The organism is Endozoicomonas ascidiicola, assembly GCF_001646945.1.
Classification (GTDB): domain Bacteria; phylum Pseudomonadota; class Gammaproteobacteria; order Pseudomonadales; family Endozoicomonadaceae; genus Endozoicomonas; species Endozoicomonas ascidiicola.
The window spans coordinates 693,867-709,827 of record NZ_LUTV01000001.1 but is presented as its reverse complement, the minus strand read 5'-3'; the positions used below and the strand labels follow the sequence as shown (position 1 = coordinate 709,827).

General features: G+C 45.9%; 14 protein-coding genes (1 of these 14 running past the window's edge). 5 read left to right on the top strand and 9 right to left on the bottom strand.

Annotated features, from left to right (window positions below; genetic code table 11):
* Positions 1-235 precede the first annotated feature (235 nt).
* Entirely contained in the window at positions 236-1,204 is a 969-nt protein-coding gene (locus AKL11_RS02845) for a LysR family transcriptional regulator (RefSeq protein ID WP_067515088.1), read from the top strand.
* On the opposite strand, the gene ilvM is transcribed toward AKL11_RS02845, so the two are convergent.
* From ilvM to AKL11_RS02810, 7 genes are all read right to left on the bottom strand, one after another.
* The gene (ilvM, locus tag AKL11_RS02840; protein WP_067515087.1) at positions 1,178-1,438 is read right to left on the bottom strand and encodes an acetolactate synthase 2 small subunit; all 261 of its coding nucleotides are present in this window, start codon (positions 1,436-1,438) and stop codon (positions 1,178-1,180) included. The genes AKL11_RS02845 and ilvM overlap by 27 nt on opposite strands.
* On the bottom strand, positions 1,435-2,556 hold the full coding sequence (locus tag AKL11_RS02835; protein ID WP_095210114.1) for a thiamine pyrophosphate-dependent enzyme: 1,122 nt from the start codon (positions 2,554-2,556) through the stop codon (positions 1,435-1,437). Before AKL11_RS02835 ends, ilvM begins: the two co-directional genes overlap by 4 nt.
* Positions 2,526-3,443: a UPF0236 family transposase-like protein gene (locus tag AKL11_RS02830; RefSeq protein WP_366556846.1), complete on the bottom strand. Its 918-nt coding sequence runs from the start codon at positions 3,441-3,443 to the stop codon at positions 2,526-2,528. Before AKL11_RS02830 ends, AKL11_RS02835 begins: the two co-directional genes overlap by 31 nt.
* 94 nt (positions 3,444-3,537) lie before the next feature.
* Positions 3,538-3,831, bottom strand: a complete 294-nt coding sequence (locus AKL11_RS02825) for a hypothetical protein (RefSeq protein ID WP_067515085.1) — start codon at positions 3,829-3,831, stop codon at positions 3,538-3,540.
* Positions 3,832-4,116: 285 nt separating this feature from the next.
* Complete coding sequence (tnpA, locus tag AKL11_RS02820; RefSeq protein WP_067515084.1) at positions 4,117-4,545, bottom strand: IS200/IS605 family transposase; 429 nt, start codon at positions 4,543-4,545, stop codon at positions 4,117-4,119.
* Positions 4,546-4,623: 78 nt separating this feature from the next.
* Positions 4,624-4,980: a hypothetical protein gene (locus AKL11_RS02815; protein WP_157673379.1), complete on the bottom strand. Its 357-nt coding sequence runs from the start codon at positions 4,978-4,980 to the stop codon at positions 4,624-4,626.
* 142 nt (positions 4,981-5,122) lie between these two features.
* Complete coding sequence (locus tag AKL11_RS02810) at positions 5,123-5,737, bottom strand: thiamine pyrophosphate-binding protein (RefSeq protein WP_095210112.1); 615 nt, start codon at positions 5,735-5,737, stop codon at positions 5,123-5,125.
* Positions 5,738-6,374: 637 nt separating this feature from the next.
* On the opposite strand from AKL11_RS02810, the gene AKL11_RS02805 reads away from it, so the two are divergent.
* Positions 6,375-8,108, top strand: a complete 1,734-nt coding sequence (locus AKL11_RS02805; RefSeq protein ID WP_067515082.1) for a SufS family cysteine desulfurase — start codon at positions 6,375-6,377, stop codon at positions 8,106-8,108.
* On the opposite strand, the gene tcdA is transcribed toward AKL11_RS02805, so the two are convergent.
* Entirely contained in the window at positions 8,105-8,899 is a 795-nt protein-coding gene (gene tcdA / locus AKL11_RS02800) for a tRNA cyclic N6-threonylcarbamoyladenosine(37) synthase TcdA (RefSeq protein ID WP_067515081.1), read from the bottom strand. The two genes, AKL11_RS02805 and tcdA, sit on opposite strands and share 4 nt — an antisense overlap.
* 205 nt (positions 8,900-9,104) lie before the next feature.
* On the opposite strand from tcdA, the gene AKL11_RS02795 reads away from it, so the two are divergent.
* Positions 9,105-10,535: a baculoviral IAP repeat-containing protein gene (locus AKL11_RS02795; protein ID WP_067515080.1), complete on the top strand. Its 1,431-nt coding sequence runs from the start codon at positions 9,105-9,107 to the stop codon at positions 10,533-10,535.
* Between the two features lie 384 nt (positions 10,536-10,919).
* On the top strand, positions 10,920-12,317 hold the full coding sequence (locus tag AKL11_RS02790) for a T3SS effector OspC family protein (protein ID WP_157673378.1): 1,398 nt from the start codon (positions 10,920-10,922) through the stop codon (positions 12,315-12,317).
* A gap of 61 nt (positions 12,318-12,378) precedes the next feature.
* Here AKL11_RS02790 and AKL11_RS02785 read toward each other — a convergent pair whose 3' ends face one another.
* A complete protein-coding gene (locus tag AKL11_RS02785; protein WP_342669745.1) occupies positions 12,379-14,760 on the bottom strand; it encodes a Lon protease family protein in 2,382 nt (793 codons plus the stop codon).
* A gap of 214 nt (positions 14,761-14,974) precedes the next feature.
* On the opposite strand from AKL11_RS02785, the gene dacB reads away from it, so the two are divergent.
* A protein-coding gene (gene dacB, locus AKL11_RS02780; RefSeq protein ID WP_067515077.1) for a D-alanyl-D-alanine carboxypeptidase/D-alanyl-D-alanine endopeptidase crosses the window boundary here: on the top strand, positions 14,975-15,961 show its 5' portion. It continues 420 nt past the right edge of the window; 987 of the gene's 1,407 nt are visible here — the first part of the coding sequence; it begins with the start codon at positions 14,975-14,977; its stop codon lies off the right edge, out of view.

The window sequence follows — 15,961 nt, the reverse complement described above, 5'->3', positions numbered from 1 at the left end:
CTGTGTAAGCTGATGTCTGACGGCATTTTCGTCAGACTTCAAGGCCAGAATCATCAGGAAAAATTGCACGACATAATCCTGATTCCTGATTTCAGTGTACCTGAATGATGATGAATGTATAGGGGTTACTACTGATGAAGTTTGCAGGCTATGACTATAGTCTCGACAGTGATAAGTTTCCCGACTCGAACAATGCTAGCATCTCAGGCAAACAACGCTGTACACAAAAAATAGTATGAATTTATATCGACTCAACCTGAATCTGCTGCCCGGCCTTAAGGCATTGCTGGATACCCAGAGTGTATCCCTTGCGGCCAAACAGATGCACGTCACCCAGTCCGCCATGAGCCGGACGTTGGCACAACTTCGTGAAGCACTTCATGACCCCATTCTGGTGCGTCAGGGAAATAAGGTGTTCCTCTCAGAAAAAGCCCTGGCGCTGAAAGAAGATGTAAACCGTGTGGTGACTGAAGCTGGGACGATTTTTGAGAATCAGCAGTTTGATCCATGGACAACAGAAAAAAATTTCACCATTGCTGGTAGCTATATTCTGCTTGAGCAGTACTTGCCCGATATTCTTCATCAGTTTTGGAAGCAGGCGCCTAATTTCAACTTTGAGCTGCTCGACTTCAGTCCGCAGCTTGATCAAAAGCTGGAGGCAGGGCAGGTGGATCTGGTGATGGCTTATGTGGGTAAGCCGCCAGCGGGTTTCAGTTATGTGCCTCTGATGGAAGATACGCTCTGTGCCTTGATATCAGAGGATCATCCAATTAGTGATAACGACATTACGGTTGAAGATTTAGAAAAATATGCTGTTGTGCGGCACTCTTCCTGGTTGGGAAGTCCTCACTTTATGCGGGATTATCTGGATGGACTTAGCAGAAATATCCGAGTGGCAGCGAAAGCGCCAAGCTTCCCGGTTGCGCTGCAGCTGGTGAATGACAGTAATCGCATCTTGCTGACCATGGAAAAAGTGGCGGAAGCCAACACCTATGTAAAGAACATGAGAATGAAGCCGCTGCCCGGCAAGCTTCCCAAAGTTCAGTATTACATTGTATGGCCCGAGTACTGGGAACATAACCGAGCCCACCGATGGTTCCGGGAGTTCATCATCAACCGATTCCGTCAGCAGTTGAAAGAAGCGGAGAGACGGAGTCAGATTCTGACAGAGCAGGTATCAGCTGCTGATGCCTGCATGGTCTAACGATTCATCACAGACGCTCAAATTCAGCACATCATGCAGCTTTTTCAGTTGAGCTGTTAGTAAATGCAAAGGCCTGCTGCTGGAAACGGTCACCGCCACTTCAATCTTCTCACCACAGCTGGATGGCGCCATGCTCATGGCGTTCAAAGTGAAACCACGGTGACGGATAACCCTGAGAATGCGCTCAACTACATCGGGTTGTTGACGGCAGTGCAGGTGTAATTGAACGCTCATATGGTTTCCTCCAGCATTTCGTGATTAGCAGCGCCCGGCGGTACCAGCGGCCAGACGTTTTCCATGGCATCAATTCGAACGTGTAACAGCCAGGATCCCGGTGCTGCCAGCATCTCTTCTAATGCAGGTTGAACGTCGTCCCGGTGGGTGATGGTTCGACCAGGAATTCCAAAGGCACTGGCCAGTGTTACGAAGTCCGGGTTGTCAGACAGGTCCGTTTCGCTGTAGCGACCTTCAAAAAATAGCTGTTGCCATTGGCGCACCATGCCCAGCTTTTCGTTATCCAATAAAACAATTTTTACGGGTAACTGTTTTCTTCGAATCGTATTCAGTTCCTGCACATTCATCATGAACGAACCATCACCAGAGACCAGAATGACCGGGTCCTCTGGCCGGGAAAGTACAGCTCCGATAGCCGCTGGTAAACCATAGCCCATGGTACCTAATCCGCCACTGGTCAGATGATTGCGAGGGTGATGAAAGCCCACGTGTTGTGCAACCCACATTTGGTGTTGGCCGACATCGCAGCTGACAACGGCATTCACTGGTAAACGATCGGACAGTTCTTTTAGCAGCTTTGGGGCAAAAATATCGTCGCCGGGTTTGTTGTATTCCCAGGCGTATTGTTGAGAAAGTTGAGAGCAATAATCCGTCCAAGGCGAGACGACTAGCTTTTCTGAAAGCTGTGATAAAACCCAATTCATCGGTTGATGCAATGTGACATCCGGTTGTCGGCGTTTATTAACTTCAGCCGGATCAATATCCATGTGGATAACTTTGGCGTTAGGGGCAAAGGTGTCGAGCTTGCCGGTCACCCGGTCATCAAAGCGAGCGCCAATCGCCAACAAAAGATCGCACTCCTGAACCGCAATGTTGGCTGCCTGAGTGCCGTGCATTCCCAGCATTCCAAGATAACCGTTGGTGTCTGGTGCGACGGAACCTAAACCTTTTAGGGTGCAAACACTGGGAATGCCTGTGGTGTCCAGGAAATGACGGAGTTCGTCAATGGCGTCGGCCATCACGGCACCGCCACCGATGTAAGCAATGGGGTTTGACGAGGGTGAAATTAAAAGTGTCCTTTCACCGGTTACCCTAAGCGCTCCCAGTACTGATCCCATTCACCGTTAGCTCGTAATGTTCTTAAGCCAAGCATTGCTTCAGCGTTCTCGGGTTTCCACCAGGCGCCGGGTATCTTGAGTCGCATTTGCACTATTGAACTGTTCGCACTCTCTATTTCACCAGAACCGATGGGAAGGTTTACCGCTCTCGCTGCCGCATATTCAAACTGACCTGGACGGTTTCTGATGTATCGATGGCATTCCTCAGACTTATTCGCGGCCTTGCCCTTCTTTCCATTTCTATGCTGATCAAGCTCTGCTATGACTGCACTCACATCTCCTGACTTCATCCGTTCCTGTTGGCAATGCCGCCACTCGATACGAGCCGCCTTTTTATAGCCCACGCACTCTTCTGCTGCATCAGCAAAGTACTCAGAGAGATGGTAATAGTCGACAAGGTAGCTCCCTTGGTTTCCAAACACCCTTTTTGCCTGGCTGGCAATCCAGGTAGCTCCATCACTTACGCAGTGAATAGACGACTTCGGATTAAAGCCTTGTGCTAAAGCACAGTTTAACCACTGATCACCGGCCTTATTAGGGCCTTTCATAGTAGCCAGATGACGCTTATCATTGCTGCCGAGCTTATAGACCTGACAAAACTTGGCTTCTTGCCATTCCGTTTTACGCGTTTTTCGTTTGTCTCCGTCTTCTACGTCATTAAATAGAACAACAGGAATCATACTGCCATCCATTTCGCCCACAAACTGCTCAGCTTCACCGGTGAAGTCCTGAGAATTCTGTTCGGGAATGAAGGTTTCCTCTTGCATGCAACTGGCATGTTCAAGCGTAATAGCACGTACAGACGACTCAGGAATATCTATACCGTAATGTTCGTGCATTTTCTTAGAGGCTGCCTGGAAAGAGCAGTCAGCAGCAAAGTCGACAATTTTGCGTTGAATAGTGAGAGAATAGTCTCTGCAGTGAACCTGGGCAGCATGGCTAAAGGGTCTGAATCGATGTTGATCGATCGTTGGACAGCGCTCAACGACGCCTATTTTTCCGTAAGTGCTGAACCAATGAGTGTTTTTTTCGAACTTTACTGTCGGGGTGTTTCAGGCAGGCCTCAGAAAACTTCTGATTTTCTTTGCAGGCACCCCAATCAGTAAGAAGCTCGTTACCCATACTACGGAGGTTCTGTGTGACGGTCTCCTCAGCATCACTGGCACGATCGAGCTGTCCAGACTCAGCTTCAACGATATCTAATAGGGCAGACACTCTACGTTCAAGTATCAGGTGGGCAGCAAGTCTATCAGCAAGAGAAACAGGCGAGGACATATTGATCTAACCGCTGAGAAATACTCATACAGTATTGTTCAAATCTTGGTTTTTTGGGGATGAAAAGGCTCTGGTGAGCACATTTAATTTCACCCATCATAATGAGTCAGCTTCAATTTTTTTGGTATATCATTAACATCACGCGCCTTAAAGAAAATCTCATCAATAATTTTTTGTTCCTTTTCAGACATCTCGATATAGTTTGAATGAGAACTCAACAACCACCGGCTAAAGCCGGTGGGTTAGATTTACGGACTGAAAGTCCGGATACGCGTCCAAGACGCGTTAGTATTCAGTCCTGAAGCTATCATCTACTTTGGGCTCAAAATGATGATCCAGATACTCCTTGATCATCTCTTCAGTCACCTTTCCCGATGTGACACAAAAATAGCCTCTTGCCCAAAAATGCCTTCCCCAGTATCGCTTCTTCAAATCAGGGAAACTTTCAAACAATCTTGTAGACGACCTTCCTTTGACCCTCCTCATTATTTCACTCGGAGCCATATTCGGAGGCGCTGACACAAACAGATGTACATGATCCTTACTAATCACTCCCTTAAGAATCTCTATCTCAAATGCCTGGCACGTTTCTCTTATCAGCTCCCTGGCTCTTAAGCCAACATCTCCCTTGAGCACCTGATACCGGTACTTCGTGACAAACACAAAGTGGTACTGAATATTAAATACTGTGTGACTGCCATACCTGTAGTCCATCGCAGAACCTCTACATCCAGATAACTGCGACAAAATATCATAGCTAAAGCTGACCGGCTAAAGCCGGTGGTTTTAACCTTACGAAAGACTAATAAAGTCTTCGGCTGCATGTAGCGCACTACCCAAATATGTGAACGCTCCGTTCAGATCACCAACAATTGCCAACTTAGAAGCTGCTTCAATATTCTTACGATACATCACAATACCGTTAGTGAATGCTTCTTTGTTGGTTTCAGTCTGATACCGGTCAAAATGAATCTCAGGGATATACTCTTTATTACCACCTGTAGTGTTGAAATCACGATCCGGATAAACAACCGAAGCCTTCAAAATTTGYATGGCTTCATCTGCCCACAAACCATATTTTGCGGCTTCTTCTGTGATAGCAGGATGAGCACCAAAAGTTGACATACCATAGGAAGTAGTCGCAGCCAAAGATAATGCAACTGCAGCTGCAGGGTGTAATTAAAAGTGTTCCCGATGTGGTGAAAATTCAAATTTCATCAGCTGTTACCCCCGCATGAATACTCGGTATCAAAAATAGAAAATTCACAAAATTACAGACTGTTGAACACTTTTAATTACACCCGTTTGACGACGCTTGCAAAAGCGTCAATGCCTGTTGAATGTCATCCAAATCAGAACTTGCGGGCTCAAACTCATTGCTAACCAGATCCAAAGGTGGGTGCCACTGCGCTTCATGGAGTTGAACATCTTTCGGGATATCAACCAAGACCGGCCCGGGCCTGCCTTCATTAGCCAGAACAAATGCTTCATGAAGGGTTTGGCAGAGCTTATCTCCATCGGTCACCAGAAAGCTGTGCTTGGTGCAGGCCATGGAAAGTCCGAGCATATCCATTTCCTGAAAGGCGTCGGTGCCAATGCCTTCTCTGGAAACCTGACCGGTAATGGCAACAATAGGCACCGAATCCATCATGGCATCCGCCAGCGCGGTGATCAGATTGGTGGCGCCGGGGCCGGAAGTCGCAATGCAAACCCCGGTGCGATGCCCTGCCCGGGCATAACCAATGGCCGCAAAGCCGGCACCTTGTTCATGACGGCAGAGCACGTGCTCAACAGAGGAATCCAACAGCGCATCGTAGACAGGCATGATTGTGCCGCCGGGATAACCAAATACGGTGGTTATCCCGTGTTCCTCAAGCGTTTTAACGATAGCCTGTGCGCCGTTCATGATTCTGCCCCCTTATACCAATTCTGTTTTTAAATTATGGGCTGCGCAGCTATTTTGACCGACTGGATCTGCGTTGAAGTTCCTCGCCATAGCCATAGCTATGACTCGTCTCTTCGCCTGGCCCAGTCGCTCAAAATGGCTTGCTCGTTCCAAAATTTAAAAACGCCATTTGTATTACCTGTGAAGGTAAATTATTAATGCATAAAAAAACCCCCGAACCTTTCGGTGCGGGGGTTTTTGTCGTGACCTTTTGTTCAGCCAGACAGTTCCCCCGCGGAGATAATAATCACCACGTTTATAAGTAGGAGCTGGCTGAAAGATGAAAGCATGTGTATTCCTGATCGTTTTTTTCGGAAAATATTTACTGTGTACGTGTTTATAGCACAGCGGCTATAAATGGTCGAATTACCAATTAGTCTTGCCTCATATTGCGCTTTACATAAAATGGCGTCACGAAAGAGACTAAAGACCTGTAATTATTACCAATTCTGTTTTTAAATTATGGGCTGCGCAGCTATTTTGACCGACTGGATCTGCGTTGAAGTTCCTCGCCATAGCTATGGCTCGTCTCTTCGTCTTGCCCAGTCGCCCAAAATAATTTGCTCGTTCCAAAATTTAAAAACGCCATTGGTATAATATGACAATCCAGGCCCGCCAAAGTTCACCTGTTATTAATGTGGAGCGTATCCGACAGCAGTTTCCCTTGCTGCAGCGAACGGTTCATGGGTGTCCGTTGGTGTATCTGGATAATGCGGCCACGACTCAGAAGCCGGCTTCCGTCATTGAATCTATTGATCATTATTACCGGGCGCAGAATGCCAATGTGCACCGTGCAGCACACTTTCTGAGCGCTTGTACCACTCATGCTTTTGAAGATGCCCGGGAAACCGCCCGGCAACTGCTCAATGCGCCTTACGCCGAAGAAGTGATCTGGACCCGCGGAGCGACTGAAGCCATCAATTTGGTTGCCCATAGTTGGGGACGAAACCAGTTGCAGGCAGGCGATGAGATTATGCTCAGTCGGTTAGAGCACCACGCCAATATCGTCCCATGGCAAATGGTAGCGGAAGTCACTGGTGCCATTATTCGAGTGATTGATCTGGATGACGCTGGCAATGTTGATCTGAATTCATACCGTCAGCTGCTTTCTGAGAAAACACGGCTGGTGGCTATCGCTCACACGTCCAATGCCATCGGTACTATTTTACCGGTGCAGGAAATGATTCGCCTGGCCCATGATGCCGGCGCCTTGGTGCTGGTGGACGGTTCACAGGCAGTGGCGCATCAGAAAGTGGATGTTCAGCAATTGGGAGCGGATTTTTACGTTTACTCCGGTCATAAAGTGTACGGGCCAACAGGGATTGGTGTTCTTTACGGTCGGCGTGAATTATTAGAATCGATGCCGCCATGGCAAGGTGGTGGTGAAATGATCGAGCGGGTCAGTTTTACCGAAACCCGTTATAACGCATTGCCATTCAAGTTTGAGGCAGGAACTCCCAATATTGCTGGCGCCCTCGGGCTGGCGAGAGCCCTTGAGTTTTTATCCTCAATTGATATCGATCAGCTACAACACCATGAAAATAGACTTCGACTGCTGGCGGAAGAAGGGCTTCGGTCAATAAACGGCATCCGTCTTATTGGTGAGGCGGATCAGAAAGCGCCGGTAGTGTCTTTCCTTTCTGACCAGTACCACCATCAGGATTTAGGGCTGATGCTGGATCAACAGGGCATTGCTGTGCGTGTTGGTCATCATTGCGCCATGCCGTTGATGGAAAGCCTGAATCTGAAAGGAACGGTCAGAGCATCCTTTGCGATGTACAACACGGAGCAGGAAGTTCAGCAGTTTATTACTGCTATGGAGCAGCTTCATCACTCGCCAGTGTTTGGCGTGGGCAGCGGAGAGTTGACTATTTCTGACAATGTTGAGCCTGCAGGGTTGTCGGAAGTATTCCAGACCCAATCACCGGATCGCAGAACAATAGAGAACCGGCTGAGTGGTTTTACCAACTGGCAGGCTCGTTATCGAGAGATCATGATGTTGGCGAAAGAGTTGCCTGCATTGCCAGAAGCGTGGAAAACGGAAGATGCCAGGTTGCACGACTGTGAAAGCAGCGTCTGGCTGCACTCGCACTATGACGATGAAACCATGCAACTGTATTTTGCTGCAGATTCCGATGCCCGGGTTATTCGAGGGTTAATTGCCATGGTGCTCTCGGTGTACAGCGGTCAGACGCCAGAAACGATCGAGAGTGAGAATATTGATCAGTGGTTTCAAGAACTGGGGCTGTATAATCACTTGAGCCCTTCCCGCGGGAACGGGCTCAGGGCAATCGTCAAAGAGATTCAGGCGATTGCCCATCGCTACCGTTAAACCGATTTTGTGATTTTCTCGATAATGCGAGCGGCCGCCACAAAACCAAAAGTAGCAGTGACTGCAGTACAAGCACCAAAACCGCTGGAGCAATCCATTTTCATGGAGCCTTCACCGGAAGGCTTTGTCTGACATACAGTACCATCAGCTTGTGGATAAACCGCCTGCTCTGAAGAGAATACACAATCCACACCGAATTTCTTTTTAGTGTCTTTGCTGAAACCGTGGCGATCTCTCAACTGGCTTCGTACTTTGCGTGCCAGTGGATCGTGCCAGGTTTTGGTTAGGTCGATGATTTGAATTTGTGTGGGGTCGATTTGCCCGCCAGCACCGCCGGTGGTGATAATTTTGATTTTGTTTCTTTTGCAGTGGGCGATCAGTGCAGCTTTGACCCGGAAGCTGTCGATAGCGTCCAGCACGTAATCAAAATCATGGGTAATAAGTTCCTGAATATTGTCTTCAGTAACGAAGTCTTCAATGATTTTGCACTGGCAGTCAGGGTTTATTTGGGTAATTCGTTCGGCCATTGTATCCACTTTCATCTGACCAATTGTATTGGTCAAAGCGTGAAGCTGTCGGTTTGTGTTGGTTATGCAAATATCGTCCAGATCAATCAGGGTGATTTTACCAACGGCCGTTCTTGCCAGTGCCTCTGCTGCCCAGGAGCCGACACCACCTATGCCGATGACACAAACATGGGATTTGCTCAGCTTATTTACAGCGTCAACGCCGTACAGACGTTGTATACCGCCAAATCGTTCGTTGAATCGGCCTTGTGAAAGGGAGGGCATTATAAAAACTTCTCTGGAAAAGTAGGGGGTTATAAATCAATGCTCACACTGTTAGCACCGTTGTGGTTTTTCGAAGGTCAGGCTGGTTTCGCATGTCTTATAGTAGATTGTTACCTATTCTAACCCATTTGATATACCAATCGTGAAACCTAATTGTTAATTTGGTTGTCACTAATCACTACTGATATTTCTTGTGGAGTTTTACATGACCATAACGTATAAGGCCTTTTCTGGCGATTGTGTGGGTGCCAGATGTCTCAGTGCATCATTGATTCCTGGTAAAGAGTTGGGTAGAGGAGCAGCTGATGCCAATGGTCGGCTAGTGACTATTTCTTGCAAAGAATCTACTTCGCTAATTGTGGATACCTGCATGGGAGGAGATGTTGTTAAGGAAATCGATGCATCATGTCGTTTTATTATTCCAGAGAATGATTTAGGTAGGAGTAAAATCTCTGGATATATAAAAAGTTTAGCGGAAAGAAAAATATTTGCGCTTAAAGAAATTGAACTTCCTAATATTGAATTGATAAAGAGGGAGTGTAGGGAATCATTTTATCACCCGAATGGAGAATTGAAAAATCCGGTATTTAATAATGAAGGCATAACTCCTTTTGATATGTCTGAGTTGGGGATGAAGTTTGTTGGCGGTAATAAGGAGAATGATAGAACAGTATGTGCTTTAAATGAAAGGCACGGTCTTGTTGGATGGTCGGCGGGTGATAACCCAAGAAACGATCATATTAGATGCTTTGGAGATACCTTGCCTTGTATTAAAACAGCTTTTGACCGCTATCCTGTCATAAAATCAAAAGCTGGCCATGATATTACAAAAAGACACTATACGTTGGTAACCCCAGAAAATAAAGTAGCTAAGCGTGACTTTTACTGTGATAAAAGCGCAATGGTGGTTGAGAACTCATTGTCACCTTTACAATTCATTTTAGAGAAAGAGATTGGTGCAGTTATAAAAGAAATAGATGCAGATAAGCTTGATCAGCAAATGAAAGAACTTAGAAATAAAAATGAATATGGTAAGGAGTATAAGGAATTATTATCAAAAAAGTATCGTGCCAGTTACTTTGATGAACTTTTGGAAACGTATAAAACGGCTAAAGATAATTTCCTTCGGCTCTCTGGATTTGTTTTGAAAAAATCTGAACATGATGCGGAATTAAACAGCGATGAAGAATCAATACGAGATGCTAAGTGGGCGATAGAGATATTGAACTCTAATAATATGGAAGAGGAAGTTAACCGGCGTTTGAGTTCGCTTATTGATTTGCTCATAGTTAGCCACTTTGTCCAATATGGGTTACCTGCATCGCTTCCCCATAATGTTATTAACGCAGGAGGAGAAGCAATGCTAAATCAGGCAAGGGAAGATTTTGTGAACTCATTGCCTGCTGCTTCGGGAGCACAATGCTTTAACCGGGAATTTAATGAACTGGTGATGGCCGGGGAAATTCGCTGCCTGTTTAAGCGCGGTTATGGCACGGTGGCCGAGATGTCTGACTCGAACCCGGTAGATCAGCTGTGTAAGTCAGGCAATGAAGTATTGACTGTATTTGCTAATCTCTCACATCTGGTTGAAAAGTTATCAGAAGCTGAATTGGGGGCTTTCGAAACAGAGATATAAATTATCGTACCGTGCTTGTATTGACCAGTGTCGTTGCAATCATCGATCTATTTCCCCAAAAAATAGCAATTCCGATGTTATTGCCAAGGGCTATGGTGAGACATGAACTTGGGGCACTTCTGATCAACAGCGCAGTACGTTCGATACGCAGGTGGACGTTTGGAAAATACGATTGATAGTCGATTTGGGTAAGTTGTTTCAGGGAGAAAAAGCCGGGTGGTTCGCCCGGCATCACTGTGTTGCATTGATTGGTCAATTTTTTAGCTTATATGAGAATGAAAAGATAGATTTGCTCTAAGGAGGTAAGTGATGGATTGTGTATCAGGAGTGTCGTCGGAATCTTTGTCTTTAAGTGGCGGGTGTCTAACACAATGTCGAAAAGCAATGGGTGAATTTGGAAATTGGGTAGTCTACAAGATAACCAGAAAAAGAAAAGCCACGTTTAAAAGTGAGCTTTCAGAGCGAAAATTTAAAGATCATTGTGCTGATATAAAGGATAGGAATGCTGGAATTTTTTGTCATCCTGAAAGTGGTTCATCAATTGATCCCAAAAAAATATATTCAGGGGAAAAAGAAGATAGAGCGGCAAGAGTTATTCAAAAAGCCGTTACCAATTGGCTTGATAAAAAAACCTTAAAAAATGATTTTAAATATTTAGGACTTCCCGAAAATATGAAAGGCACTGCTTTCGGAAATCTTAGAGCTCAGTCGGCGATGAATTTAGAAAAAATAAGAATAGAATTGGGTGAACTAACTGATGATGAAAAAAATATTTTGTCAATTATTCGGTCTGTGAAAATGCGATTTAGGCATCAAACCGGTATACGTTTGGATAAAACTCGTTTGATTATGATGTCTCCCTCTTTGAGGCAAACAGAGGGTAGGCACCGTAACCATTATCATAATAATTATTTGTTTTATTCTGTGGAGTTTGCTCATGAATTTTCAAATGAAGAACCTTTGAAAACAAAGCAAACGAGCGTTGATCAGGGGCCGATTGCTTATCTGCTGAGTAAAAAGGAAGTAGAGTCAAGGCCATGTCTTATAACCTTATGCGACTCATATACAAGAAGTGTATTTTATCGCTCTTTTTGTAGTGGTTTTCCAACACCGGGTGAAAAGGTACGAGGTTTATATAAGTCCTATGATGCAAGAACATTCTTTATACCTGATCACTTGTTATCGGCGATGGGTTTATATTTGATTCAGGGTATCAGGGATTTTCAAAAGTCTAATCCCAGTTACGCGGACATGATTATTGAAAAAATATATACCTCAAGTTCTGAAAATAATAATGTTCAGGAAGTATTGAATTCATTGATGGAGCCGGAAGCGAAAGTTCCAAGAATGTTGAAATCTAGCGATTTTTGTAAAAAGCAGTTTAGGCGATATAGCGTTTCCGAAGCCATTAAGTTTCAAAAGATGGATGAGCTTTTATCATATTTGAATAATAAGGATGATTGTGTCGGCATGCTTGCTGAGATTTTAGAGGATGAATATGCTAAAGGAAAATGCATGGAACCTGTTTTTAAAAAGATTTTCTCGATGGTTGGCAGAGAAGACCTTCCTGCTATTAAAGAAGCATACGCCAAAATATCAAAGTGGAGTAAACCAGGAAAGCCTGCCGATTTAGCAAATTATCTTTGCTATGAGTGGAATGATGACAATAGAGAGTTACTGCTCGATAAAGGGATTGTTAAACTTTTTGATCCGATTTCTACGCCGTTTCATAGTTATAAAGCAACTAATATGAAAGAGTTAATAAAGGGAATACGCAAGTAAGGCTGGATTGAATCGGTCAGCGCATATTTCATGTACTGACCGACGATGACAATCAAAAAAATCAGGCGTGGCTTTCTTTTGCCAGGTCAGCAATTTCCTGCAGACGCTCAAGCACTTTCTGGTTGATTGAACCTTTAGGGTATTTTCCTCTGCTGTTGATAACACCTGTGCGGTGCCCGGTAAGAAGTTCCAACGCTTCTTCTACATGAGAAACCGCGTACACATTAAACTTCTTGGCTTTTACAGCATCGACGACTTTGCTGTGCAGCATCAGGTTGCGCACGTTCGCCTGAGGAATTATGACACCCTGTTCACCGGTCAAACCCCGGGCGCTACACAGATCAAAGTAACCTTCAATCTTCTCATTCACACCACCTATGGCTTGAACTTCACCGTGCTGGTTCATGGAACCCGTAATGGCGTAGCACTGCTTGATGGGTGTATCAGTCAGTGCTGAAATCAGGCAGCAGAGCTCTGCCATGGAGGCGCTGTCACCGTCGATATAACCGTAGGATTGCTCCATGGCCAGACTGGCAGAAATGGCCAGTGGGAATTTCTGAGCATAACGACTGCCAAGGTAGCCGGTAAGAATCATAACGCCCTTGGAGTGAATTGCCTGACCAAGCGACACCTCTCGCTCAATATCCACAATGCCTTGTGAGCCAGGATAGACTGCTGCGGTAATACGAGCAGGAGAACCAAAGCAGGCATCGCCAATGGCGAGCACGGTTAGGCCATTGATTTTACCGACTTGCTCGCCGTCGGTGTCGATCAGAATGCTGCCTTCCAGCATGTCTTCAAGAATCTGTTTACTCACCCGGCCGGTGCGTTCCGCTTTGGCATCCAGCGCCTTATCAATATGGTCGTGGTTGATCTTGCGACCACTCACGGTGCGGCGAATAAAGTCCGCTTCGGCCAGCAAGTCGAACAATTCGCCAATCTTGGCGGAAAGCTGAGTCTGGTTCTCGGTCATGCGGGAGCTTTGTTCCACCATTCTTGCCACAGCAGTGGAGGTAAGTGGTGGGTAGTTTTCATCGTCAGCGCGATTTTTCAATAATTGCGCAAAGGCCTGAACGGTTTCAGGAATGCGGGGGAGCTGATCATCAAAATCCACGAGCACCCGGAACATTTCATGGAAGTCCGGATCAAGCTGCTGAAGGATGTAATAGATATCCCGTGAACCCACAAGAATGATTTTGACATGGAGCGGAATGTTCTCTGGTGCCAGAGTGATGGTGTTCATCAATCCCATTTCAGAATAGGGCGATTCGATTTTTAACTCGCGTTCCTTTAATGCTCGTTTCAGTGCTTCCCAAACAAAAGGTTCTTCAAGCAGTTTGTTGGCATCCAGTAATAAATAACCACCGTTTGCCTGATGCAATGAACCCGGGCAGATTTGACGATAATTGGTGACTAACGCGCCCATGTCGCTAGCGTATTCGATGCGCCCAAACAGATTTTTGTAATTTGGGTGCGATTCGTAGATAACCGGTGCAGTGGCATCGTTCTCATGAGCAACTACAAGGTTTGGGCAGTACAGTTCTTCCAGTGCGGAACGCTTGCTGGCGTCTTCTTTCGATTCCAGTGCCCGTTCGTCCGCCAGATATTCAATAACGGTTCTGTGAAGGTGCTGTTTTACTGCTTCGAGGTAATCAAGAATGTTTTGTTCTTTGCTGAATTTCTTCAGCATTGGCTTTAATAAAGGTGCCAAAGCCTGATCAATCGTATCCTGATTCAGGTCCTGCAGCTTTTCATTGGATTCCCGCTTCCATTGTGGCAATTCCACCAGGGCTTCGTTCAGGCGGGTTTCCAGCAGGCTGATATCATTGTTGAACTTTTCGCGCTTCTTATCCGGTAACTGGGCGAATTCGGTTTCGTCCATGGCTTTACCGCTCAGCATCGGCGTAAAGCTTAGAGAGCCGGTATCACGGTAAAGGGCGATATCCCGTTTCAGCGCTTCTTGCTCGATTTGGTCAATGGCCTGATCGTAGCGGCGGTTAAAACTGCGCTCAATGGCACTTTTTTTATGTTGATACGTTGGGTTTTCGAAAGCGGCCGGGAAGGTCATCAGCAGCTTATCGATAAAATTTTCAAAGTCTTTGAGCAAGCTACTGCCAAGGCCTGCAGGAAGCTTGAGTGCTTTTGGTTCCCGAGGGTTATCAAAATTATTCACATAAGCCCAGTCATCGGAAGTGCTTCGACTCTGTGCTTCGGATTCCAGATATTTGCGCAGGTAGGACATTCGCCCGGTACCAGACTCACCCATGACATACATGTTGTAGCCGGACCGGTGCATGGCAACACCAAACTGAATAGCCGTGGCGGCTCTATCCTGACCGAGAATGCCAACGTAGTTTTCGAGCTCGTCGGTGGACTTGAACCCCAAATCCTTCACTGGTTGTTTGGCGATCAGCTGGTTCGCAGTTAATTTGAGTTTCTTCACAAGTCTTGCCATTTCCCGCTAAAAGCGTTCACAGTGGGAGCCAGTCGGCTATCCGGGGTGGATATCTTATTGTTTTAACATCTTACTCTCATCGATTAAGTTTGTCGGCACCCAAGCCGCTGTATTGATCTGGTATTGTCTAAATAGCATAGTGGTAGTTTGGACGATTGGATGTATTCCATATTGCACTTTTTATGCGTCAGGGCTTCTTGAAATGAAACTGTTCAATCAATACTTTTTCCTGATGTTCCTGTTAATGATCAAGCCCGTTCAGGCTTCTATAAATGAAGAACTGGATCAACTCCTTTCGACTTTACCACCGGGACATATCCATTCCATAAAAGTCATTGATGCCGAAACGGGGTCGGTTGTTCTTGATCGAAACAGTCAGTTCAATCTGTTACCGGCCAGCACTGTTAAAGCGATTACCGCTATTTCAGCGTATCAGAGCCTCGGGAAAGATTTTCGCTACGCTACATCATTGCTATCCGATCGGAAGTTGGGTGCTAACTCAACCTACTCAGGCAATTTAGTCATTTCGTTTTCTGGCGACCCATCACTGACGCGGCAAGATCTATCCGGGTTATTGGAGAAGCTTTCTATTAAAGGTGTTGAAACCATTAAAGGGAATATATGGATTGATGGCTCTATATACGATGGCTACTCAAGAGCCGGTGGTGCGAGTTGGGATGATCACAACATCTGTTTTGCGGCACCGGTCAGTGCGGTCATTCTGGATCGAAATTGTTTTTATGGTTGGTTGGTGCCGGCAAAAATTCCCGGTGACTATGCGCAGATGTTTTACGATGAACCCAGCTGGCTTCTTTCTATAGACAGTCATGTAGTGACCAAAGCGCCGAGTAAGAAGGAAGAGGGTGGTTGTATTCAGGAAGTGTGGCCAACACCAGGTCATGAATACCGGCTGGAAGGTTGCCTGGAGTCTAGTAAAAAAAGAGTAAGAATGGCGTTCGCTGTTCGTGATCCGGAAGAAGCCGCGGCCCGGTATGTTGAGTCGTGGTTGGACAAGCAAGGAATCGTACATCACGGCAAAGTGATTATTGGTAAACCGGAAGACAGCTTCAAGCAGCTGGTAGCAAATCATCAATCCGAACCGGTACCAGAGTTGCTTCAGGAGCTGTTGGATAAGTCAGACAACTTGTATGCAGACAGCATATTGAAAACCATCGGTCGAACGGTGAAT